Origin of the sequence: Brucella pseudogrignonensis, from assembly GCF_032190615.1 — a bacterium.
GTDB classification, from domain to species: Bacteria; Pseudomonadota; Alphaproteobacteria; order Rhizobiales; family Rhizobiaceae; genus Brucella; species Brucella pseudogrignonensis_B.
Genome location: NZ_JAVLAT010000001.1, coordinates 1,062,501 through 1,083,493, shown reverse-complemented (window position 1 = coordinate 1,083,493; position 20,993 = coordinate 1,062,501). Strand labels below are relative to the sequence as shown.

Here is a 20,993-nt window from a genome sequence, read left to right as displayed (position 1 = left end):
AGGCAATCATGTCTGCGACCGTATCCCCGCTTGCTCCAAAACATTACCCATCCATGCCGGTCATTCACGGCGTCCGCATTGCAACTGCTGCTGCCGGTATCAAGTATAAGGGCCGCACGGACGTCATGCTGATGGTGTTTGACAAGCCTGCGGAAGCAGCCGGGGTTTTCACCCGTTCGCTCTGCCCGTCCGCCCCGGTGGATTTCTGCCGCCAGAACCTCGTTCATGGCAAAGCGCGTGCGGTTGTGGTGAATTCCGGCAATGCCAATGCTTTTACTGGTCTTAAAGGGCGCGAAGCAACGCAGGCGACTGCCGAAGCAGCAGCCAAAGCTGTTGGCTGCAACACGACTGATGTCTTTCTTGCTTCTACCGGTGTGATTGGCGAGCCGCTTGATGCATCAAAGTTCTCAGGTCTTCTGGATGATATGGCAAACACTGCCAGCGATGATTTCTGGACAGAAGCCGCTAAAGCCATCATGACGACCGATACTTATCCGAAAGTTGCCACCGAAACAGTGCTGCTTGGACAGGTTCCGGTAACGATCAATGGTATCTCGAAGGGTGCGGGCATGATCGCGCCTGATATGGCGACGATGCTTTCCTTCGTCGTGACTGATGCGCCGATCAAGGCTGATGTGCTGCAAAGCTTGCTTTCAAAAGGCGTAGGCTCGACATTCAATGCTGTGACTGTCGATAGCGACACGTCGACATCTGACACGCTGATGCTGTTTGCAACCGGAGCAGCAACAGAGCGCGGAGCGCTTGAAGTCACTGATGCTTCCGATAAACGTCTTGGCGAATTTAAGAAGGCGCTGGGCCGTGTTCTGAAATCACTTGCACTTCAGGTCGTTCGCGACGGTGAAGGTGCCCGCAAAATGGTCGAAGTTGAAGTGACGGGTGCGAAATCGGCCACTTCAGCCAAGAAAATTGCACTTTCAATCGCCAATTCGCCGCTGGTCAAAACCGCTGTTGCTGGCGAAGACGCAAACTGGGGACGTGTAGTTATGGCTGTTGGCAAGGCTGGAGAACCGGCTGATCGCGATCTTCTCGCCATCTGGTTTGGCGATATTCGCGTGGCGCATCAGGGCCAGCGCGATCCGGATTATTCAGAAGAAGCAACCTCGGCTTACATGAAGGGCGAAGATATTCTCATCCGCGTTGATCTCGGTCTCGGCAAGGGTAAGGCAACTGTTTGGACCTGCGATCTGACAAAGGAATATGTTGCGATCAACGGCGACTACCGTAGTTAAGCTTAAAGAGAGTTTGAACATGTCCAATCTTGCTATCGTTCGCCAGCTGGAAGCCGTGGGTTTTCGCGCATGGCCTGCCACGTCCGTTCATTATGATGGGACATGGGCGATACGCATGACGGCTGCGCATCCCTCCAAGCGTCTCAACTCGGTTAACCCACTCGATCCGGGTGATACGCGCGATATTCCGGCGCGTGTCGAGCAGGCATCACAACGCTTTCGTACCTATGGCCGGGTTCCGTGTTTCAGGCTTTCGCCGCTGGCTCCTGTTGAGTTGGAGAATTATCTCGAAGGACTTGGCTGGAAGCGTCACGATGAAACGATCGTTATGACAGCCAATCTGAGTGCTCTTGATCTCACGGTTGAACGAGATGAAGCACCTTTGAAAGACATTGGCCGTTATGTAGATGCGTCGATTGCCATTCATGGTCGCCCGACAGAATTGCGTCCGGGCTTCTCCGAATTGCTGGACGGAATTCGCCCGAATAAGGGGATGTTTGTTCTCGAAGAAGGTAATCGCGCCGTATCCAATGTGCTCTGTGTTCAGGATAGCGCGATGGCCGGTTTGTTTGATGTCGGAACTTTGCCAGAAGTGCGTCAAAAGGGACATGGCAAGGCTTTGATCGGTGCGACGCTCAAATGGGCAAAATCGCTGGGTGCAAAAACCGCATGGCTGCAAATTGAAGCTGATAATGTTGCTGGTTTAGCGCTCTATAAGCGCTTCGGCTTTCAGGAAGCCTATCGCTACGCTTATCGGGAAAGTAATGAGAAATGACTGACGTGAAATCGCGCCGTATTGTTTTGGTTGCGGCCTGTGCGCTGGTCGATGCTGACGGGCGTGTGCTGTTGGCACAGCGCCCAGAAGGTAAGTCGCTTGCTGGTCTCTGGGAGTTTCCCGGAGGTAAGGTTGAGGCTGGTGAAACGCCGGAAGAAACCCTGATCCGTGAGCTTCAGGAAGAGGTTGGTATTACGACGAAAGTGGCCTGTCTCGCGCCGCTGACTTTTGCCAGCCACACCTATGATGACTTCCATTTGTTAATGCCGCTTTATGTCTGCCGTCGCTTTGAAGGTGTGGCGCAGGGGCTGGAAGGTCAGGCACTGAAATGGGTGCGTCCGAAGGATATGCGGGATTATCCGATGCCGCCAGCAGACGAGCCGCTGATCCCATTTTTGATCGATCTGTTGTGAGCCTGTGGAAAGCTACGAAATAGTTCCCAAATCCTTGACCGTTAACCTTCCGCGTTAATCGATGATTCACTCCACTGCGGCATTCTCAGGGATAAGTGTTCCGGAGTTAGCCTCATGAGTTTTGATAATAATTATTTCAGCGCAGATCATAATGAATACACCCCGGGCCCTCTCTCGAAAGCGGGTCGCGGCATCCTGCGCGTCGTGCTGCTTTTTGGCTCTGCCGCAGTCGCGCTTGCACTGATTATTGTGCCGGTTTTAAATGATCAGGCGAATAAGCTTGCGGCACAATCGGTTCTGCCAGCTGGCATTGATCGCACGATGACCGGATCAATCAAGCGGGATGTTCATGCGGAGCGCAAGGCACCCGTACGACCAATCTGTGTGATCGAAGTAGACGGCACTCAAAGGGGCGACTGCTAAACGGCTTATTCTGCTTTTTTAAGCGCATCAGCCAGTGAAGTTTTGGCAGAGCCGGGCTTCAATGGCTTTTGCTGTGATTCGTGCGGTACCCAGCCAGACAGCCAGATAGTCGAGAAACTTGCGCGAATGCGTCCATCCGGATCGCTGAAGCGCTCTGCATAGATTTCGGCTGCACGGAGAAATAGTTTCTTTGAAACTGGTTTGCGGGAACGATCGCGCAGCACATTTTGCATTCCCATGGCGCGCAGATCAGCTATCAGGTTGAAAATGCTGTCATAACGCACAGTGACATTTTCCACGTCTGTGACCGGAAGCGCAAAACCAGCGCGTTGCAACAGCCCGCCGACGTCACGCACGTCGGCAAATGGAAAGATACGCGGCGAAGCGCCGCCTGTTAGCTCGACCTCTGCCTGCAAAAGGCTTTCGCGTAATTCGCCCAAAGTTCCGTTGCCGCTGAGTGCTGCCAGAAACAAACCGTCGGGCTTCAATGCGCGTGCAATCTGGATCATCGCACCCGGAGTATCGTTGGTTGAATGCAGTGATAGCAGCGAAACAATGAGATCAGCGCTTTGCGGCTTGAGTGGCAGGGCTTCGTCATCGGCAACGACTGCCGGGAAGGGGCTATTGAGAAAAGTTGCATCGCGTTCGATGCGCAAAATCATATCTGCTTTGCCAGAACGGGCAATGGTACTCGCCGCAAGACCATTATGCCCCGCGAGGTCAACTGCAACCGGGAAACGGCGTGTCACTGCATCCAACCGATCTTCAAGATCTTCTGCTGCCCTTTGCAAAATAAAGTCTGCTCCCGGGATCGCGCGTTTAAAGGCACGGCGGCGAAACGTAAGCTGGAGGTCGCGATCAAAGATCGCACTTTCAGACGATTGGGCAGGTGAAGGGGCGGCCATTGCGATTCCGTCTTCTCTTTCGGATATGCGTTGGTAATATAGATACAGGCGTAGATGCATTCGAACGGGGGCGAATGCAATGGTTGATGACGAGAGGTCTCATCAAAGCTTGTTGTGGAGGCTAAAAACGAGCGTGCAGAGCGCCGTTCGCTTTGGCTTGCGCTATTCATCCGAGGTGTTGTTTCCGGCGACCTGTGTCGGTTGTCGCATTCAGGTTTCAGAGCCGGGAACACTATGCCCGCACTGCTGGTCGCAACTGCGCTTTATTGAAAAGCCTTGTTGTCCGGTGCTTGGCATTCCGTTCAGCCATGATTTTGGTGATAATTTCATGAGTGCAGAAGCGATTGCAGATCCACCGCCTTTCCGGCGTCTACGTTCTGCCGTGCTGCATCGAGGGGCGGCGCAGCGCATGGCGGTCGCACTCAAGTTTCATGATCGCACTGATCTTGCGCCGTGGATGGCGCGCTGGATGCAACGTGCGGGGCGTGAGTTACTCGACGAATGCGACGTTATTCTGCCGGTGCCTTTGCACAAATGGCGGTTCTGGTCGCGTCGATTTAATCAGTCTGCGGAATTGGCACGTACACTGGCGCGATTAAGCAGCAAACCTTTTGCTCCACAGGCGGTAAAGCGCATTCGGCGGACTGATCAGCAAATTGGGCTGGGCCTGAAAGAGCGAAAGCGCAATGTGGATGGTGCGTTTCGCGTACCCAAAGAGCATGAAATTCATGTGCGTGGGCGGCGGGTGTTGTTGATCGATGATGTCTATACCACGGGTTCAACGGTCAAGGCTGCTACGCGCGCGCTGCTGCGTGGCGGCGCAAAAAGCGTTGACGTGCTCACATTCAGCCGGGTTCTGCCTGATGCCTGAATACAGCTTTGTGAAGCGATAAGGGGCTTCCAGATCGTGGTTTTGCTACTTATATAGATGGCAACGAATGGAGTTTTTCATGACCGATATTACCATCTATACCCGTCCCGGCTGCCCTTATTGCACCCGTGCCGTCAGCCTTCTCAAAAACAAGGGCGTTGAGTTTAACGAAATTAATGCGGGCGCAACACCGGAACTGCGTGCAGAAATGCAGGAACGTTCGGGCCGTAATACCTTCCCGCAGATTTTTGTCGGCTCGGTGCATGTTGGCGGTTGCGATGATCTTGTCGCACTCGACAATGCAGGCAAGCTTGACGGCCTGCTCGCGACCGGCGAACTGAACTAAGATCAGGGTAGGGGAGATTTTTATGAGCACCTTTCGCGCTGCTGCCGTTCAGATGCGTTCAGGCACCGATGTGACCCGCAATGTTGAGGCGATGGAAAAAATGGTTTCCGATGCTGTGGCAAAAGGTGCTCAATATGTGCAAACCCCTGAGATGACGGGCGCGCTGATGCGCGACCGTGCAGCGCTTTTTGCAAGCCTGCGTGATGAAAATGATGACCTCGTCTTTAAAGCCGCATCAGCGCTTGCAAAGAAGCACGGCATTTTCCTGCATATCGGTTCGACAGCCATTGCAGCGGGTGATGGCAAGATTGCCAATCGTGGCGGTATTTTCGCGCCATCGGGTGAGAAGATCGCGACTTATGACAAGGTGCATATGTTTGATGTCGATCTCGACAACGGCGAAAGCTGGCGCGAATCGGCAACCTATGAGCCTGGCAAGGAAACGGTGATTGCGGAGCTGCCTTTTGCCAAGGTTGGCATGGCGGTATGTTATGATATTCGCTTTCCGCAGCTCTTCCGTGCGCAGGCTTTGGCTGGTGCAAATGTAATCACGGGGCCTGCCGCTTTCACGCGTCAGACAGGTGAGGCGCACTGGCATGTTTTGCAGCGTGCGCGTGCCATTGAAAATGGCGCATTCCTGATTTCAGCGGCGCAAGGTGGTGTGCATGAAGACGGTCGGGAGACTTATGGTCATTCACTGATCGTTTCGCCATGGGGCAAAGTTCTGGCAGAAGCCGCCCATGATGAGCCGGGTGTCATCATTGCTGACATTGATGTTGCGGAGAGCGTTGCGGCACGTGCGAAAGTGCCAAACCTCAAGAATGCGCGCGAGTTTTCGGTGAAGGTCGCCCAAGAGAAACAGGACGCATAATCTATGATCCGCTTTTCGCTTCATTGCGATCACGGCCATGAATTTGAAGGCTGGTTTCGCGACAATGCCGATTTTGACCGGCAGTCGGAACGAAAACTCGTCTCCTGTCCTGTTTGCAATTCGCCTGATATTCAGAAATCACTGATGGCCCCTGCGGTCTCTACCAGCCGTTCGAAAGAGCAGGTGGCGATTGCTATGGATCAGGCGCAAAAGCAGGTGCTTGAGCAAATGCGCGAGCTCAGCCGCAAGGTCCGCGAGAACGCTGATTATGTTGGCGATCAATTTGCCGAGGAAGCGCGTAAAATCCATTTCGGTGAAACGGAAGCGCGCGGGATTTACGGTGAAGCGTCCAAGGAAGATGTTCATTCGTTGCTTGAAGATGGTGTTGAAGTCATGCCATTGCCGGTTTTCCCGGAAGATAAGAATTAGTTGATAATTGTGATGCGTAGGAGATCAGGCGCATGAAACTCATGGATTCTGCGCCACTTTTGTTGCTGACGACCGGCACGCTTCTGGGGCTTATTTTACCGCTTGGTAAGATTGCGGCTGAGGCAGGTGTTCCACCCGCGATCTGGACATTTCTGTTTTCGGCAAGTGCCGGTATTATCCTGTTGCTGGTCATGCTTTTGGGAAAAAGGCGTATTGGCTTTGCGGGTGGCAGGCTGCGTTATTACATCTGCACAGCTGCGATTTCCTATGCGCTGCCCAATCTGCTGATACTGTCTGCGATCCCGCGTCTTGGTGCTGGGTTCACAGGAATCATGTACACGCTATCGCCAGTGATCACGCTTCTGATTTCGATGGGCTTTGGCCTTCGACGCCCCAACGCGCTGGGTATTGCTGGTATTGTTGTGGGCTTTATTGGCGCAATCATGGTTGCGATGACCCGTGGTGAAGTGGGCAAGCCAGCCGATCCGCTGTGGATCGGCTTGGCGCTTCTCATTCCTGTGTTTCTGGCGATGGGAAATGTCTATCGCACAATCGATTGGCCGAAAAATGCTGATCCGACTGAGCTTGCTGCGGGCAGTCATCTGGCGGCGGCCCTGATGCTGTTTGTCGGGATTTTGCTGTTTAGCGGCAATTTCCCGATTGAAACGCTCGCTCTGGCGCCCGCGACTGCTGTGGCGCAAGGGATCGCTGCGGCAGGTATGTTTGCGCTTTTCTTCCGGCTACAGGCGGTGGGTGGTCCGGTTTATCTGAGCCAGATCGGTTATGTGGCTGCGGCACTCGGACTGATTTCAGGCACGCTATTCCTGGGGGAAAACTATCCGCCGCTTACATGGATAGGTGCAGTCGTCATCGCCATTGGTGTGGCGCTGACGACAAAAGCTCAGAAACGATAATAGTTGCTGTATTAAGCAGGCCGTTCAGCGAGAACCATGTAGTTTACATCGGTATCGCGTGAGCGGCTCCAGCTGTCGGCAAGCGGATTATAGGTCACGCCCAGCTTGTCGATCAGGGTAAGGCCAGCCTTTGAAAAGGCTGCTTCCAGTTCTTCCGGGCGGACCAGCTTTTCATATTGATGCGTGCCGCGTGGCAGCCAGCGCAGCACATATTCCGCACCAATGATCGCAAGGCCATAGGCCTTGAGCGTGCGATTGATGGTGGCGACGAACATTAGTCCACCCGGTTTCACCATTTCGCTGGTCTTCGACATGAACAGGTCAACGTCGGAAACGTGTTCGACCACTTCCATGTTGAGGACGACGTCGAATTTCTCGCCCGCTTCAGCAAGAGCTTCCGCAGTGGTCGCGCGATAATCGACGTCCACACCGCTTTGGGCTGCATGGATTTTTGCGACTTCGATATTGGTCTCAGAAGCATCGGCACCGATGACTGTCGCACCGAGACGCGACATCGGTTCGCACAACAGACCACCGCCGCAACCGATATCGAGAAAGCGCAGGCCTTCAAAGGGGCGCGGGCTGTTCGGGTCGCGGTTGAACTTCTCGCAGACCTTTTCCTTGATATAAGTCAGGCGCGTCGGATTGAATTTATGGAGCGGACGGAACTTACCCTGTGGGTCCCACCATTGCGCGGCAATACGCGAAAAATGCTCGATTTCAGAAGCATCGATGGTGGTGCGGGCGGTCTCTGTCATATCATTCTCCTGCGGAAGCGCGTGCAATCCTGCTCTCAAGGTAGCGTGTTAAAGTCAAGGATCAAATCAAATTCCCGAATTGGACGCGTTGATTATTGTTTCACGGGAATCACACCCTTGCGGAAGCGCGACATTTTAGCTATGTGACCCCGGGTTTGTCTGTCGCAAGAAAATAAGGTTTCGGCAGGCGTTAGTGTAATTTTGCAAAAGACGGGACGTATCCTTAAATGGCGCGCATCGTGATGAAATTCGGCGGCACTTCTGTGGCCGATCTGGAACGCATCTCTAATGTGGCGCGCCACGTCAAACGTGAAGTCGATGCGGGCAATCAGGTTGCTGTTGTCGTCTCCGCCATGTCGGGCAAGACGAATGAGCTGGTCAACTGGGTGCAGAACATGCCCAAGGTTTCCGGTGGTACATCCCCTTTCTACGACGCACGCGAATATGACGCGATCGTTGCTTCTGGCGAACAGGTAACGAGTGGTCTTCTGGCGATTGCGCTGCAATCTATCGGCGTTGACGCGCGTTCGTGGCAGGGTTGGCAGATTCCGATCAAGACAGACAATGCGCATGGCGCTGCCCGTATTCAGGAAATCGACGGCTCGGAAATCATCCGTCGCATGGAAATGGGTCAGGTCGCCGTTGTTGCCGGTTTTCAGGGTATTGGCCCGGATAACCGCATTGCAACGCTCGGTCGTGGTGGTTCGGACACTTCGGCTGTGGCGATTGCTGCTGGTGTGAAGGCTGACCGTTGTGACATCTATACCGATGTTGATGGCGTTTACACGACCGATCCACGTATTGAACCCAAGGCAAAGCGCCTTTCCCGCATTACGTTTGAAGAAATGCTGGAAATGGCTTCGCTCGGCGCAAAGGTTCTGCAGGTGCGTTCGGTTGAACTCGCCATGGTACATAAAGTTCGCACTTTCGTGCGCTCAAGTTTTACGGACCCCAATGCACCGGGCATGGATGATCCGATCAACCCGCCCGGAACACTCATTTGCGACGAGGATGAAATCGTGGAACAGCAGGTCGTCACTGGTATCGCTTATGCGAAGGATGAAGCTCAGATTTCGCTCCGACGCGTGGCCGACCGGCCAGGTATCTCGGCAGCAATTTTCGGCCCACTGGCTGAAGAGCACATCAATGTCGATATGATTGTGCAGAACGTGTCGGAAGACGGCTCGAAAACCGATATGACTTTCACGATCCCAACGGGCGATATCGACAAGGCGCTGCGTGTTCTCGATAAAGTGAAGGCCGAAATCGGCTCTGATCACATCCAGTCTGAAACCGGCCTTGCTAAGATCTCTGTAATCGGCATCGGTATGCGTAGTCATGCGGGCGTTGCAGCGACCGCTTTTAAAGCATTGGCTGAAAAGGGCATTAATATCCGCGCTATCACCACGTCGGAAATTAAAATTTCGATCCTGATTGATGGCCCTTACGCTGAACTCGCAGTGCGCACGCTGCATGGCGTTTACGGTTTAGATAAGTAATTCGCCCTCTTTGTCTGCTTCGTTTTGAAACAATGCCGCTCCCTATAATAAGGGCGCGGCATTTTCTTATGATATAAGTTGTCAGATTTTCTGACGATTAGACTAGACGCGCGTGTCAAAAATGCTCACAAAGGATTCGGCGTAACGCTTCGCAGGCGGGTAAAGGGAACTGGCTTTGCGGAAAAGCTGAGCCTGTACCAAATGAGGAGCCCCCCACGATCATGCGTGATCTGACAACTGGTCCCCGCGTGCTGCTGAAGCGGCTGCGCGAATTGATGGCTGAATCACTGGAGCCACAGGAACGCCTTGACCGGATCGTCCGTGAAATCGCGCAAAATATGGTCGCGGAAGTTTGCTCTTTTTATATTCTTCGTGCTGATGGTGTGCTTGAGCTTTACGCGACTGAGGGTCTTAATCCACAGTCTGTCCACCTGGCACAGCTGCGTCTGGGGCAGGGTCTTGTGGGAACGATTGCTGCAAGCGCGCGCCCGCTGAACCTGACCGATGCGCAAAGCCATCCAGCCTTTGCTTATTTGCCGGAAACCGGCGAAGAAGCTTACAATTCATTCCTCGGTGTTCCTGTTCTTCGTGCTGGCCGCACTTTGGGCGTTCTTGTCGTTCAGAATCAGACCAAGCGGGCCTATCGCGAAGACGAGGTTGAAGCACTTGAGACGACAGCAATGGTTCTGGCCGAGATTATCGCGACGGGCGATGGCTTGCGTTTGGCGCGGCCCGGTATCGAACTGGATCTTGGTCGACCGATGAGTGTGACCGGAAACGGGCTCAATGACGGCATTGGCCTTGGCCATGTTGTCCTGCACGAGCCGCGTATCGTCGTAACGAACCTGTTTAACGAAGACAGCCAGGCGGAGTTGACGCGGCTGGAAACAGCGCTCGGTTCTTTGCGCATTTCCATTGATGATATGCTTTCGCGACGTGATGTTGCTGCTGAAGGTGAGCATCGTGAAGTGCTCGAAGCTTACCGCATGTTTGCGCATGATCGCGGCTGGGTGCGTCGTCTTGAAGAAGCCATTCACAATGGTCTGACAGCAGAAGCGGCTGTTGAGAAGGTGCAGAGCGATACGCGTGCGCGCATGGTGCATCTGACTGACCCTTATATGCGGGAGCGTTTGTCGGATTTTGATGATCTGGCCAATCGTCTGCTGCGTCAGCTGATGGGTCGCGATGTCAAAACGATGGCCGAATCATTGGCTAAGGATGCGATTATTGTCGCGCGCACGATGGGCGCTGCCGAGCTTCTTGATTATCCGCGTGAGCGTTTGCGTGGCGTGGTGCTGGAAGATGGTGCAGCCACGAGCCATGTGGTGATTGTTGCCCGTGCGATGGGTATTCCTGTCGTTGGTCAGGCCAAGGGCGCTGTGTCTATGGCTGAAAACAATGATGCTGCGATTATCGATGGCGATGAAGGCATCGTGCATCTGCGTCCGCAGACAGATGTTGAATCGGCCTATGCCGAAAAAGTTCGCTTCCGTGCGCGCCGTCAGGCCCTTTATCGCGAATCACGCGACAAGCCTGCACTGACCAAAGATGGCGTTGACATTTCTCTGCTGATGAATGCGGGTCTGCTGGTGGATTTGCCACAGCTTGCAGCATCAGGTGCCAGTGGTATCGGTCTGTTCCGTACCGAACTTCAGTTTATGGTTGCGTCCACCTTCCCACGTGCTGAGCAGCAGGAGCGTCTCTATCGCTCGGTGATTGAGGCTGCGGGCAACAAGCCGGTGACTTTCCGCACACTTGATATTGGTGGTGACAAGGTTCTTCCTTATTTCCGGGCAACTGCGCAGGAAGAAAATCCGGCGCTTGGCTGGCGTGCAATTCGCCTCACGCTGGATCGTCCGGGATTGCTGCGCACGCAGTTGCGCGCACTTCTGAAAGCTGCTGGTGGGCGAGAGCTCAAGATTATGCTGCCGATGGTCACTGAGGTATCCGAGGTTAAGGCTGCGCGCGAGATCATTGATCGCGAAGTGCGTCACCTTTCGCGCTTTGCCCATATATTGCCGAATAATCTCAAGCTTGGTGCGATGATCGAAGTGCCAGCGCTTTTGTGGCAGCTTGATGAACTGATGGCGATTGTGGATTTTGTCTCCGTCGGTTCCAACGATCTGTTCCAGTTTTTGATGGCGGTTGACCGTGGCAATTCGCTGATTTCAAGCCGTTTCGATCAGTTGTCGCCCGCCTTCCTGCGCACGCTTCGTCACATTGTTGATGCTGGTAATCGGCACGGTAAGCCGGTGACATTGTGTGGTGAAATGGCCGGACGTCCGCTGACGGCTATGGCATTGCTGGGTCTTGGTTTCCGCTCGATTTCGATGTCGGCTGCCAATATTGGCCCGGTCAAGGCCATGCTTGGTGCGCTTGATGTGAGCAAGCTTAATACACTTCTCAATGAGAAGCTCGATAAGCCGAATGGTGCGCATTCGCTGCGTGAATTGCTGCTTCAGTTTGCAGAAGACAACGATATTCCGCTATAGCTGAGATCATTGCAGGAAATGTTTGGGCGCGGGACTCTATGTTCGGCGCTCAATTTTGCTTATTCACGCCAAGATTAAAGATTTCAGGACATACCCATGAGCGCCTTGCCACAGGACCGGATGGACCAGCTTTTGAAGCGGTTCTCAATGATTGAAAGCCAGATGGCCAACAATCCTGATTCTGTTACCTATGTGAAACTGGCTTCCGAATATTCCGAGCTTCAGGACGTTGTCGGTAAAATTCGCGAACTGACGGATGCGCGTAGCGAGGCGAGAGATCTGATTGCGATGCGCGATGATGCATCGACTGATGCGGAAATGCGTGCGCTGGCGCTTGAAGAACTGCCAGAAGTTGAAAAGCACATCGAAGTGCTTGAGCAGGAAGTTCAGATTTTGCTTCTGCCCAAAGATGCGGCCGACGAGAAGAACGCGATTTTGGAAATTCGTGCGGGTACGGGCGGATTGGAAGCGGCACTTTTCGCTGGCGATCTGTTTCGCATGTATGAGCGTTTTGCCGCTGAAAAAGGCTGGCGAGTCGAACTGGTTTCGGCAAGCGATGGCGATGCCGGCGGCTTTAAGGAAATCATTGCGACCGTTTCGGGAAAGGGTGTGTTTTCGAAACTGAAGTTTGAATCCGGTGTGCATCGTGTGCAGCGTGTGCCGGAAACAGAAGCGGGTGGCCGCATTCACACCTCTGCTGCAACGGTCGCGGTTCTTCCTGAAGCGGAAGACATCGATATCGAAATTCGCAACGAAGATATTCGTATTGATACCATGCGCGCTTCGGGTGCGGGTGGTCAGCACGTTAACACGACCGACTCCGCTGTTCGTATAACGCATATTCCAACAGGCATCATGGTTGTGCAGGCGGAAAAATCACAGCATCAGAACCGCGCCCGTGCCATGCAGATTCTGCGTGCCCGTCTTTATGACATGGAACGTCAGAAAGCAGAAAGCGAACGATCTGAATCGCGCCGCAGTCAGGTGGGGTCTGGCGATCGCTCCGAGCGTATCCGTACCTATAATTTTCCGCAGGGCCGCGTGACCGATCACCGTATCAACCTCACGCTTTACAAGTTAGATCGCGTGATGATGGGCGAGCTTGACGAGCTTGTCGATGCGCTGATCTCTGATCATCAGACAGCCCTTCTCATGGAACTGGGCGAAAACGCGTGAGCGGCGAACGCCTTGATCGGCTGATGGCGTCTTCTCGCATGCAATTGCGGGAGGGGGGCGTCGATACGCCTGATCTTGATGCACAATTGCTTGTCGAATGGACGACTGGCGCAACACGGCTTGATCTGATTTCATGGCCGGAAAAGTTGATAAATGAGGACAAGGTCGCGCAGTTAAACGATGCGCTGGAGCGCCGTATTGCAGGCGAGCCGGTGCATCGCATCATCGGTATGCGTGAGTTTTATGGTCTGCCATTTAGACTCTCGCCGGAAACGCTTGAACCGCGCCCGGATACGGAAGCGCTTGTCGATCTCGTTTCACCCTATATCGAAAAGCTGATCGAACAGCATGGTCGGGCCTTGATGCTCGATATGGGCACCGGCACTGGTGCTATTGTGATTTCACTTCTGCACAAGTTTGAAAAGCTCAACGGTATCGGGCTCGATATTGCCGACGGCGCGCTTGCCATGGCACGGATCAATGCGGCGGCCAATGGTGTGAGCGCGAGATTTGCTGCGCTTAAAAGCGACTGGTTTTCAAATGTAAGTGGCAGGTTTCATCTCATTGTCTCAAACCCGCCTTATATTCCAAGCAGGGACATTGAAGATCTGTCGCGCGAAGTGCGTGAGCATGACCCAATGGCGGCTCTGGATGGCGGGAATGACGGACTTGATTTCTATCGCTTCCTTGCAAATGAGGCTCGTGCGTACCTATATGAAGGTGGAATAGTTGCCGTTGAGATTGGCGCAGGCCAGTTTGACGATGTGCGCGTCATTTTTGAAAGCGCTGATTTTCAATTGACGAATGAAGCAATAGATCTCGGTGGTCATAGAAGGGCCATGGTTTTCATAAATTTAGACAGTGTAAGCGTTTGAAAGACTGCATGTTAAAAAACGCGCGATGACATCAAAAAAGCGCTTGGAATTTGCGGCGAAGCCGTTTAGTTTCCAGCCACCGTATATAGCCAGAATGGTTTTGCCCGCTTGAGGGCGGTGGCGGAAATACTCCATGACGATTTAGGTCATGCTCCCGTGAGGGTTTTTCTCAAGGGATGGTTTGTACGGAAGTGCACGGCTTTCACAAATAGTTCCGAAGAGTTTTGCTTTTCGGAGGGTCTTGCAAATGCCAAGCCGGAAAGTTCGCATTGTCTTTGGTGGACAGTGCGGAACTCTTAACAATTCGATGTGTGGGAAGTTTTAGGGTGTGCTTCCTCCATGGCTCGATAATGCGAAGCCGGTGGCTTTAAGCCACAGGAATATGACGCCCTTAAATCTGAAAAGAGAAGACGATGAGGCCAGCACAGCAGAACAGGCGTATGCGCGGACGGGGGAATAACAATAATAACAACAATAACAACCGCAAGGGCCCCAATCCTCTGTCGCGTAATTATGAAAGCAATGGTCCGGACGTAAAAATCCGCGGCAATGCTCAGCATATTGCAGAAAAATATACGACACTGGCTCGCGACGCACAGGCGTCTGGTGACCGTGTTATGGCTGAAAATTATCTTCAGCACGCAGAACATTATAATCGCATCATTATGGCTGCTATGGCAGCGCAGAACATTCCATATCAGCGCGAAGAAAACTTCGACAATGATGGTGGCGATGAGGATGAAGGTGGCTTCGTGCCAACCACTCCTGTGCACCAGCCCGTCAATGGTTCGGGTCCGCAGCCTGTGATTGAAGGCACTCCAGCTGAAGTGGTTTATGGCGAAGAAGGCAGCGACAATCGTTCGGAAGGACGCCCGGATACTCGTTCTGATGGCCGTCCTGACAACCGTTCGCAGCCACGCGAAGGTCGTGATTCCCGCGAAGGACGCGACGGACGTGATCAGCGCCGTCTTGGTCGCGGTCGTCGTCCTCAGCGCGAGCGCTTCAATGCGGATGAGCAGTCCGATCAGCCAGCTGTAGAGGCACCGGTTGCTGCTGCGGTTGTCGATCAGCAGTCGATTCCAGCTCCAGTTGCTGAAAAGCCTTTCGTTGAAACGCCGGTTGTTGAGGCACCAGTTGCAGAACAGCCAGTGGTCGAAAAGCCAAGACGCGCTGAAAGGCCTGCAAAGGTTGCAGAAGAAGCAGCACCTGTTGTTGAAAAGCCAGCGCCTGTAGCGGAAGCACCTGTTGAAGCTTCGGCTAAGGAAGAAGCTCCAGCCCGTGTCACACGTCGTCCGGGCCGCCCGCGTCGAGTTCCGAAGGATGAAGTTCCTGAAACAGCGGATTCCGACGCATAAAGCCTGAATGGCAATATGGTTGATTGCAAAAAAACGGCGCGGTTTTCCGCGCCTTTTTTATTTACGCGCTTTTGGCTTTTCTGGTCTTGCCGAACCTTATTGATCTTCCCATATTTCTCCTTGGATAGTGAGCCAGCCGAATTCGGGGGCTCCGTCACCAGAACTCTTCCGATGCCAGAATGGGTTGGAAGGAAAAGGAGACAATATGAATATTGAGAAATACACCGAACGGGTTCGCGGTTTTATTCAGTCGGCCCAGACTTTCGCCCTTTCCTCGGGCAATCAGCAGTTTACCCCTGAACATCTTTTAAAAGTGCTCGTCGATGATGACGAAGGTCTTGTTGCATCGCTCATTGAGCGTGCCGGTGGCCGCATCAGCGACGTACGTTTGGGCTTGCAGACAGCGCTTGAAAAACTGCCAAAGGTGAGCGGCGGTAACGATCAGCTTTATCTCGCGCAGCCATTGGCAAAGGTTTTTACTCTTGCCGAAGAGCTGGCAAGCAAGGCCGGAGACAGCTTTGTCACGGTCGAGCGTTTGCTCACAGCCCTTGCTATCGAGAAATCTGCAAAAACGTCTGAAATTCTGGCTGCCGCCGGTGTGACACCGACCGCGCTCAACAAGGTTATCAATGACATGCGCAAAGGCCGCACAGCCGATTCCGCTTCTGCTGAAAGCAATTACGATGCGCTGAAAAAATATGCGCGTGATCTGACGGAAGATGCGCGTGCGGGCAAGCTCGATCCTGTCATCGGTCGCGATGAAGAAATTCGCCGCACGATTCAGGTTCTGTCGCGCCGCACCAAAAACAACCCAGTTTTGATTGGTGAACCTGGCGTTGGTAAAACAGCAATTGCCGAAGGTCTGGCCTTGCGTATCGTCAATGGTGACGTGCCGGAATCACTGAAAGACAAGCAGTTGATGGCGCTCGATATGGGGGCGTTGATCGCTGGCGCGAAATATCGCGGTGAGTTTGAAGAACGTCTGAAGGCTGTGCTTTCGGAAACGCAGGCTGCTGCTGGCCAGATCATTCTTTTCATCGATGAAATGCATACGCTTGTGGGCGCAGGCAAGTCTGATGGTGCGATGGATGCATCCAACCTGCTCAAGCCAGCATTGGCTCGTGGCGAATTGCACTGCGTTGGTGCGACCACGCTTGAGGAGTATCGCAAATATGTTGAGAAGGATGCAGCGCTCGCTCGTCGTTTCCAGCCGGTGTTTGTTGATGAGCCGACTGTTGAAGATACGATCTCAATCCTTCGCGGTTTGAAGGAGAAGTATGAGCAGCACCATAAGGTCCGCGTTTCCGACTCGGCACTGGTTGCGGCTGCAACACTATCGAATCGTTACATCACAGATCGCTTTTTGCCAGATAAAGCTATTGATCTTGTCGATGAAGCCGCTTCGCGTCTGCGTATGCAGGTTGATTCAAAGCCGGAAGAATTGGACGAGATTGATCGTCGTGCGATGCAGCTAAAGATCGAGCGGGAAGCGCTGAAGGTCGAAACTGATACGGCTTCGATTGATCGTTTGCAGCGTCTTGAAAAAGAGCTGACCGATCTGGAAGAAGAATCAGCGGAACTGACAGCCAAATGGCAGGCTGAAAAGCAGAAGCTTGGACTTGCGGCAGATTTGAAGCGGCAGCTTGAAGAAGCGCGCAATGCTTTGGCGATTGCGCAGCGCAGCGGTGAATTCCAGAAGGCTGGTGAACTGGCCTATGGCACGATCCCGCAGCTTGAAAAGCAGCTTGTCGAGGCTGAAAGCAATGAGAACAAAGGCTCCTTGCTGGAGGAAACCGTAACACCAGAGCATGTCGGGCAGATTGTTTCCCGCTGGACTGGCATCCCGGTTGAGCGGATGCTGGAAGGCGAGCGCGAAAAGCTTTTGCGCATGGAGGATGAAATCGGCAAACGGGTTGTCGGACAGGGTGAAGCAGTGCAGGCTGTTTCAAAAGCTGTTCGTCGTGCACGTGCGGGTCTTCAGGATCCGAACCGGCCAATTGGTTCGTTCATTTTCCTCGGACCAACCGGCGTTGGCAAGACCGAGTTGACCAAAGCTTTGGCTTCATTCCTGTTTCAGGATGACACGGCCATGGTTCGCATTGATATGTCGGAATTCATGGAAAAGCATTCTGTGAGCCGGCTGATCGGTGCACCTCCCGGCTATGTCGGCTATGAAGAAGGCGGTGTTCTGACGGAATCTGTGCGACGCAGGCCATATCAGGTGATCCTGTTCGACGAAATCGAAAAGGCGCACCCGGATGTGTTCAACGTCTTGCTTCAGGTTCTCGATGATGGACGCCTGACAGATGGTCAGGGGCGCACGGTCGATTTTCGCAATACGCTGATCATTATGACCTCGAACCTTGGCGCTGAATATCTCGTCAATCTTGGTGAGAAGGATGATGTAGAAAGTGTTCGTGAAGAGGTGATGGGTGTGGTGCGGGCTTCGTTCCGTCCGGAATTCCTGAACCGTGTCGATGAAATCATCCTGTTCCATAGGCTGCGTCGCGAAGACATGGGCTCGATTGTCGATATTCAGATGAAGCGTCTGCAGGCTCTCTTGCATGATCGCAAGATCACGTTGGAACTGGAAGACGATTCCCGCGAATGGTTGGCTAACAAGGGGTATGACCCGGCTTATGGTGCGCGTCCACTGAAGCGCGTTATCCAGAAGGAAGTTCAGGACCCGCTGGCAGAACGCATTCTGCTTGGCGATATTTTTGACGGTTCCATCGTCAAAATATTGCCTGGCTCTGATCGACTGAACTTTCGTCCCATCCGCGTGATGGGTGAGGGTGAGCCGGTGAAGGACGATGAAAAGGCATAAGGCTTTATCGAGCTGATGACGAAAGCGCCGCAATCATTCGATTGCGGCGTTTTTTATGAACTATCGATTTTTAAGGCCATCTTCATGTCCAGTTCATCTGGCATTTGCTGTTATTGAGTAATTAATTGTTAACCATATAGTTGCATCCCTTATGTAAGGTAATTCAGGGTTTCTTGTATGTCGCATCTCTTACGCATGCTTCGCTTCGGTTTGGTCGGTTCTGCAATCATTTTTGCAGCAGGTGGTTCAGCCTTTGCGGATGAGCGCGATGCGACCACTCATGTTTCGCAACCCGTGCAATTGGCACAGCTTTTCGACTGGGGGCATGAGCGTGGCCGGGATCGGGGAGTGCGCGTTTATACAGATGAATATGGCCGGCAGGTCACGATTGATCGCCGTGGACGTGTAATCAATATTGAAGATCCCCGCGATTCAGGCCGTTATGCAGGTGGTGGTCAGCAGGACGGTGGGTGGTCAGATGGTCCTGTTGGCGGTGGTGCGCCTTATGATGGCTTCGGTAATGTGCCAGAAGATCCGAATTATTACCCCGAAGCACCATCAGCACCGGGTTATGAATTTAATCGCGATGGTCAGGTGCAGCGCTCTGAGTTGCCACCGGCAGGTACGGAATATCCCGATACAGAATCACCAACTGCAAGCATCAATCGCGATCCGGGCTATCAACAGCCATCGACACAGCCACATGCTGTGCCCAATGCCGATGATATGACGCCAGCCATTGAAATGCCAAAAGGGCAGGGTGCGAAGCAGAAGATCGCAGCCTATCAGGTCTTGCTTGATCGGGCAGGTGCTTCGCCGGGCGTGATTGACGGGCGTTCAGGATCCAATGTCGATAAGGCAGCGGCCGCTTATAGCGAGATGACGGGCAAGTTCCTCAATCCAACCGATGAAGCTTCAATCGAGGCAGAATTGCAGGCGACCGGCGGTCCGGCTTTCACAGAATATACGATCACAAATGAAGATGTCGGTCGTCAATATGTGGCTTCGATCCCGGATGACTATGCTCACAAGGCGCAGCTACCTGCGATGGCATACACGTCTGTGACTGAAATGCTTGGGGAGAAATTTCATATCGATGAAGCTTATCTCAAAGAGATCAATCCGGGCGTGAACTTTAATCAGCCGGGTTCTGTTGTTCGGGTACCAAATCTCGGTAAGCCGGTCCGTGCAAAGGTTGCGAGGATCATTGCGGACAAGGCTCGCAAGCAGGTTCGGGGTTATGATGAAAATGGCAAGCTCGTAGTGGCTTACCCCTCGACAATTGGTTCGTCCGATACTCCATCGCCTTCAGGTATCGTTCAGGTGCAGCGAATCGCGATTAATCCGAACTACACTTATAATCCAAAGATCAATTTCAAGCAGGGCAGTAATGACAAGGTACTCACTATCCCTCCCGGTCCGAATGGTCCGGTTGGTACGGTTTGGATCGCACTGTCAAAACCAACTTATGGTATCCATGGAACTCCTGAACCTTCGCGTATCGGCAAGACATCGAGCCATGGTTGTGTGCGCTTGACGAATTGGGATGCGGAAGAATTAGCGAAACTCGTCAAAGCTGGTGTAACTGTTGAGTTTACAGAATAAGCACAGCTGAAGATCATCTGCTAAAAAGGAACACCCGGAAATCGGTAGCGATTTCCGGGTGTTTTATGATTGGCATTCAGTAATTGAATAGACTCTCTAACTTTTTGTGGTTCCTGTTGATGCAAGCTTGGTGCCTGTATCATCTGTGTTCAGCAGCGTATCGATACGCTCGCGCTCTTGAATAAAGGCCTCGAGTTCCTTGCCCTTGAGAGCCTTATTATCCGGCAAACGAATGCGAAGCGGATCAACTTTGGTGCCGTTGACAATAAGTTCGTAGTGCAAATGCGGTCCGGTTGAGAGACCTGTCGATCCAACGTAACCGATAACCTGTCCTTGGCGCACTCGTGAACCAGCCGTTACGCCACGCGCAATCGCATTCTGGTGACTATAGCTGCTGACATAACCATTGGCGTGACGAATCAGAGTTTGATTGCCATAGCCATTAGTCCAGCCGGCTTTTTCAACAACACCGTTACCCGATGCGATGATCGGTGTGCCGCGAGGTGCTGCCCAGTCAACACCGGTGTGCATGCGGCTATAGCCGAGGATGGGATGGCGACGCATTCCAAATGGCGAGCGGAACACACCATTTGGTACTGGGTTGCGTAACAGGAATTGCTTGGCGCTTTTTCCGTCTTCGTTGAAATAATCAACGCTGCCGTCCGGAGCCTGATAGCGATAAAATTTTCGCGTGGTTCCGCTGAAATTGGCGGCGACATAAAGCAGTTGTGAATCGCCGTCTGGCTTTTCAGGATCGTCAGGCAGGGAGAAGAAAGCGTCGATCTTGTCGCTCTGCGAGAGGCGCGCTTGTAAGTCTACATCTGACGCCAACATCTTCACGAGTTGCTCGCGCATGGTTTCTGTCATGCCATAAGCTAACGCCGCCCGGCTGATACCATCATAAACACTTGGAAGATTACCGCGAATTGCACTCGGCGGTGCATCTCCATCAAATGCCGATGCGAGCAGCGGCGTTTCTTCGGGCTGATCGGACGGCACATATTGATTACGGTCGTTAAGCGAAACTGTGACCAGATGCGTTGTACGATGATAAACGCTCGCTCTGACGACGCGATCCTCGCCGTTGCGTGTTTCCGTTCCAACACGCAGAACGCTTCCTTCTTTCAGACGAGGTGAATTCAGCAGCTTCGTAATGGCGTCGGCCATATTGGATGCATCGTCGTCCGTGTAGCCAGCACTCTGTAAAGC

Annotated in this window: 19 protein-coding genes (1 of these 19 only partly in view); 16 read left to right on the top strand and 3 right to left on the bottom strand. The window is 53.1% G+C overall.

From position 1 onward, the window contains the following. Positions 1-8 precede the first annotated feature (8 nt). The 4 genes from argJ (at position 9) to RI570_RS05270 (ending at position 2,861) form a co-directional block, all read left to right on the top strand. On the top strand, positions 9-1,250 hold the full coding sequence (argJ, locus tag RI570_RS05285; protein ID WP_313827347.1) for a bifunctional glutamate N-acetyltransferase/amino-acid acetyltransferase ArgJ: 1,242 nt from the start codon (positions 9-11) through the stop codon (positions 1,248-1,250). Positions 1,251-1,269: 19 nt separating this feature from the next. Beyond that, positions 1,270-2,025 carry a GNAT family N-acetyltransferase gene (locus RI570_RS05280; RefSeq protein ID WP_313827346.1) on the top strand — a complete coding sequence of 252 codons (756 nt, stop codon included), beginning with the start codon at positions 1,270-1,272 and terminating at the stop codon, positions 2,023-2,025. Then, the gene (gene mutT / locus RI570_RS05275) at positions 2,022-2,438 is read left to right on the top strand and encodes an 8-oxo-dGTP diphosphatase MutT (protein WP_313827345.1); all 417 of its coding nucleotides are present in this window, start codon (positions 2,022-2,024) and stop codon (positions 2,436-2,438) included. The genes RI570_RS05280 and mutT overlap by 4 nt, the downstream gene beginning before the upstream one ends. A 114-nt stretch (positions 2,439-2,552) precedes the next feature. Next, the gene (locus RI570_RS05270; protein ID WP_313827344.1) at positions 2,553-2,861 is read left to right on the top strand and encodes a hypothetical protein; all 309 of its coding nucleotides are present in this window, start codon (positions 2,553-2,555) and stop codon (positions 2,859-2,861) included. A 5-nt stretch (positions 2,862-2,866) separates the two neighbouring features. Here RI570_RS05270 and RI570_RS05265 read toward each other — a convergent pair whose 3' ends face one another. Continuing rightward, positions 2,867-3,766 carry a methyltransferase domain-containing protein gene (locus RI570_RS05265; protein ID WP_313827343.1) on the bottom strand — a complete coding sequence of 300 codons (900 nt, stop codon included), beginning with the start codon at positions 3,764-3,766 and terminating at the stop codon, positions 2,867-2,869. Between the two features lie 79 nt (positions 3,767-3,845). Between RI570_RS05265 and RI570_RS05260 the strand changes: the two genes are divergently transcribed. From RI570_RS05260 to RI570_RS05240, 5 genes are all read left to right on the top strand, one after another. Then, positions 3,846-4,637 (top strand): ComF family protein, encoded by a 792-nt coding sequence (locus RI570_RS05260; protein WP_313827342.1) that lies wholly within the window; start codon positions 3,846-3,848, stop codon positions 4,635-4,637. 79 nt (positions 4,638-4,716) lie between these two features. Continuing rightward, positions 4,717-4,983: a glutaredoxin 3 gene (grxC, locus tag RI570_RS05255; protein WP_313827341.1), complete on the top strand. Its 267-nt coding sequence runs from the start codon at positions 4,717-4,719 to the stop codon at positions 4,981-4,983. Between the two features lie 22 nt (positions 4,984-5,005). Further along, on the top strand, positions 5,006-5,854 hold the full coding sequence (locus RI570_RS05250) for a carbon-nitrogen hydrolase family protein (RefSeq protein ID WP_313827339.1): 849 nt from the start codon (positions 5,006-5,008) through the stop codon (positions 5,852-5,854). A gap of 3 nt (positions 5,855-5,857) precedes the next feature. Continuing rightward, a complete protein-coding gene (locus tag RI570_RS05245) occupies positions 5,858-6,283 on the top strand; it encodes a DUF1178 family protein (protein WP_250041645.1) in 426 nt (141 codons plus the stop codon). Between the two features lie 32 nt (positions 6,284-6,315). Then, positions 6,316-7,197, top strand: a complete 882-nt coding sequence (locus RI570_RS05240; RefSeq protein WP_313827338.1) for a DMT family transporter — start codon at positions 6,316-6,318, stop codon at positions 7,195-7,197. Positions 7,198-7,208: 11 nt separating this feature from the next. Here the strand turns inward: RI570_RS05240 and ubiG are convergent, their stop codons facing one another. Continuing rightward, entirely contained in the window at positions 7,209-7,955 is a 747-nt protein-coding gene (gene ubiG, locus RI570_RS05235) for a bifunctional 2-polyprenyl-6-hydroxyphenol methylase/3-demethylubiquinol 3-O-methyltransferase UbiG (protein WP_313827337.1), read from the bottom strand. Between the two features lie 227 nt (positions 7,956-8,182). Here ubiG and RI570_RS05230 point away from each other — a divergent pair, with 227 nt between their 5' ends. The 7 genes from RI570_RS05230 (at position 8,183) to RI570_RS05200 (ending at position 19,784) form a co-directional block, all read left to right on the top strand. Further along, on the top strand, positions 8,183-9,454 hold the full coding sequence (locus RI570_RS05230) for an aspartate kinase (RefSeq protein WP_313827336.1): 1,272 nt from the start codon (positions 8,183-8,185) through the stop codon (positions 9,452-9,454). A gap of 221 nt (positions 9,455-9,675) precedes the next feature. Beyond that, entirely contained in the window at positions 9,676-11,946 is a 2,271-nt protein-coding gene (ptsP, locus tag RI570_RS05225; protein ID WP_313827334.1) for a phosphoenolpyruvate--protein phosphotransferase, read from the top strand. A gap of 96 nt (positions 11,947-12,042) precedes the next feature. Next, positions 12,043-13,122 (top strand): peptide chain release factor 1, encoded by a 1,080-nt coding sequence (prfA, locus tag RI570_RS05220; RefSeq protein WP_313827333.1) that lies wholly within the window; start codon positions 12,043-12,045, stop codon positions 13,120-13,122. A gap of 23 nt (positions 13,123-13,145) precedes the next feature. Further along, positions 13,146-13,997: a peptide chain release factor N(5)-glutamine methyltransferase gene (gene prmC / locus RI570_RS05215; RefSeq protein ID WP_313828561.1), complete on the top strand. Its 852-nt coding sequence runs from the start codon at positions 13,146-13,148 to the stop codon at positions 13,995-13,997. Positions 13,998-14,410: 413 nt separating this feature from the next. Next, positions 14,411-15,352 carry a DUF4167 domain-containing protein gene (locus tag RI570_RS05210; RefSeq protein ID WP_313827332.1) on the top strand — a complete coding sequence of 314 codons (942 nt, stop codon included), beginning with the start codon at positions 14,411-14,413 and terminating at the stop codon, positions 15,350-15,352. Between the two features lie 205 nt (positions 15,353-15,557). Then, complete coding sequence (clpB, locus tag RI570_RS05205; protein ID WP_313827330.1) at positions 15,558-18,179, top strand: ATP-dependent chaperone ClpB; 2,622 nt, start codon at positions 15,558-15,560, stop codon at positions 18,177-18,179. A 177-nt stretch (positions 18,180-18,356) separates the two neighbouring features. Further along, positions 18,357-19,784, top strand: coding sequence for a L,D-transpeptidase (locus RI570_RS05200; RefSeq protein WP_313827328.1), 1,428 nt, complete (start codon positions 18,357-18,359; stop codon positions 19,782-19,784). Positions 19,785-19,880: 96 nt separating this feature from the next. On the opposite strand, the gene RI570_RS05195 is transcribed toward RI570_RS05200, so the two are convergent. Beyond that, on the bottom strand, positions 19,881-20,993 hold the 3' portion of the coding sequence (locus RI570_RS05195) for a M23 family metallopeptidase (protein ID WP_313827327.1). It continues 843 nt past the right edge of the window; the window shows 1,113 of its 1,956 coding nt (coding positions 844-1,956); the start codon falls outside the window, past its right edge; it ends in the stop codon at positions 19,881-19,883.

Bases quoted from the DNA above. Each gene is read 5' to 3' on its own strand.
- argJ (WP_313827347.1), top strand. From the start codon at position 9: ATGTCTGCGACCGTATCCCCGCTTGCTCCAAAACATTACCCATCCATG.
- RI570_RS05280 (WP_313827346.1), top strand. From the start codon at position 1,270: ATGTCCAATCTTGCTATCGTTCGCCAGCTGGAAGCCGTGGGTTTTCGC.
- mutT (WP_313827345.1), top strand. From the start codon at position 2,022: ATGACTGACGTGAAATCGCGCCGTATTGTTTTGGTTGCGGCCTGTGCG.
- RI570_RS05270 (WP_313827344.1), top strand. From the start codon at position 2,553: ATGAGTTTTGATAATAATTATTTCAGCGCAGATCATAATGAATACACC.
- RI570_RS05265 (WP_313827343.1), bottom strand. From the start codon at position 3,766: ATGGCCGCCCCTTCACCTGCCCAATCGTCTGAAAGTGCGATCTTTGAT.
- RI570_RS05260 (WP_313827342.1), top strand. From the start codon at position 3,846: ATGGTTGATGACGAGAGGTCTCATCAAAGCTTGTTGTGGAGGCTAAAA.
- grxC (WP_313827341.1), top strand. From the start codon at position 4,717: ATGACCGATATTACCATCTATACCCGTCCCGGCTGCCCTTATTGCACC.
- RI570_RS05250 (WP_313827339.1), top strand. From the start codon at position 5,006: ATGAGCACCTTTCGCGCTGCTGCCGTTCAGATGCGTTCAGGCACCGAT.
- RI570_RS05245 (WP_250041645.1), top strand. From the start codon at position 5,858: ATGATCCGCTTTTCGCTTCATTGCGATCACGGCCATGAATTTGAAGGC.
- RI570_RS05240 (WP_313827338.1), top strand. From the start codon at position 6,316: ATGAAACTCATGGATTCTGCGCCACTTTTGTTGCTGACGACCGGCACG.
- ubiG (WP_313827337.1), bottom strand. From the start codon at position 7,955: ATGACAGAGACCGCCCGCACCACCATCGATGCTTCTGAAATCGAGCAT.
- RI570_RS05230 (WP_313827336.1), top strand. From the start codon at position 8,183: ATGGCGCGCATCGTGATGAAATTCGGCGGCACTTCTGTGGCCGATCTG.
- ptsP (WP_313827334.1), top strand. From the start codon at position 9,676: ATGCGTGATCTGACAACTGGTCCCCGCGTGCTGCTGAAGCGGCTGCGC.
- prfA (WP_313827333.1), top strand. From the start codon at position 12,043: ATGAGCGCCTTGCCACAGGACCGGATGGACCAGCTTTTGAAGCGGTTC.
- prmC (WP_313828561.1), top strand. From the start codon at position 13,146: ATGGCGTCTTCTCGCATGCAATTGCGGGAGGGGGGCGTCGATACGCCT.
- RI570_RS05210 (WP_313827332.1), top strand. From the start codon at position 14,411: ATGAGGCCAGCACAGCAGAACAGGCGTATGCGCGGACGGGGGAATAAC.
- clpB (WP_313827330.1), top strand. From the start codon at position 15,558: ATGAATATTGAGAAATACACCGAACGGGTTCGCGGTTTTATTCAGTCG.
- RI570_RS05200 (WP_313827328.1), top strand. From the start codon at position 18,357: ATGTCGCATCTCTTACGCATGCTTCGCTTCGGTTTGGTCGGTTCTGCA.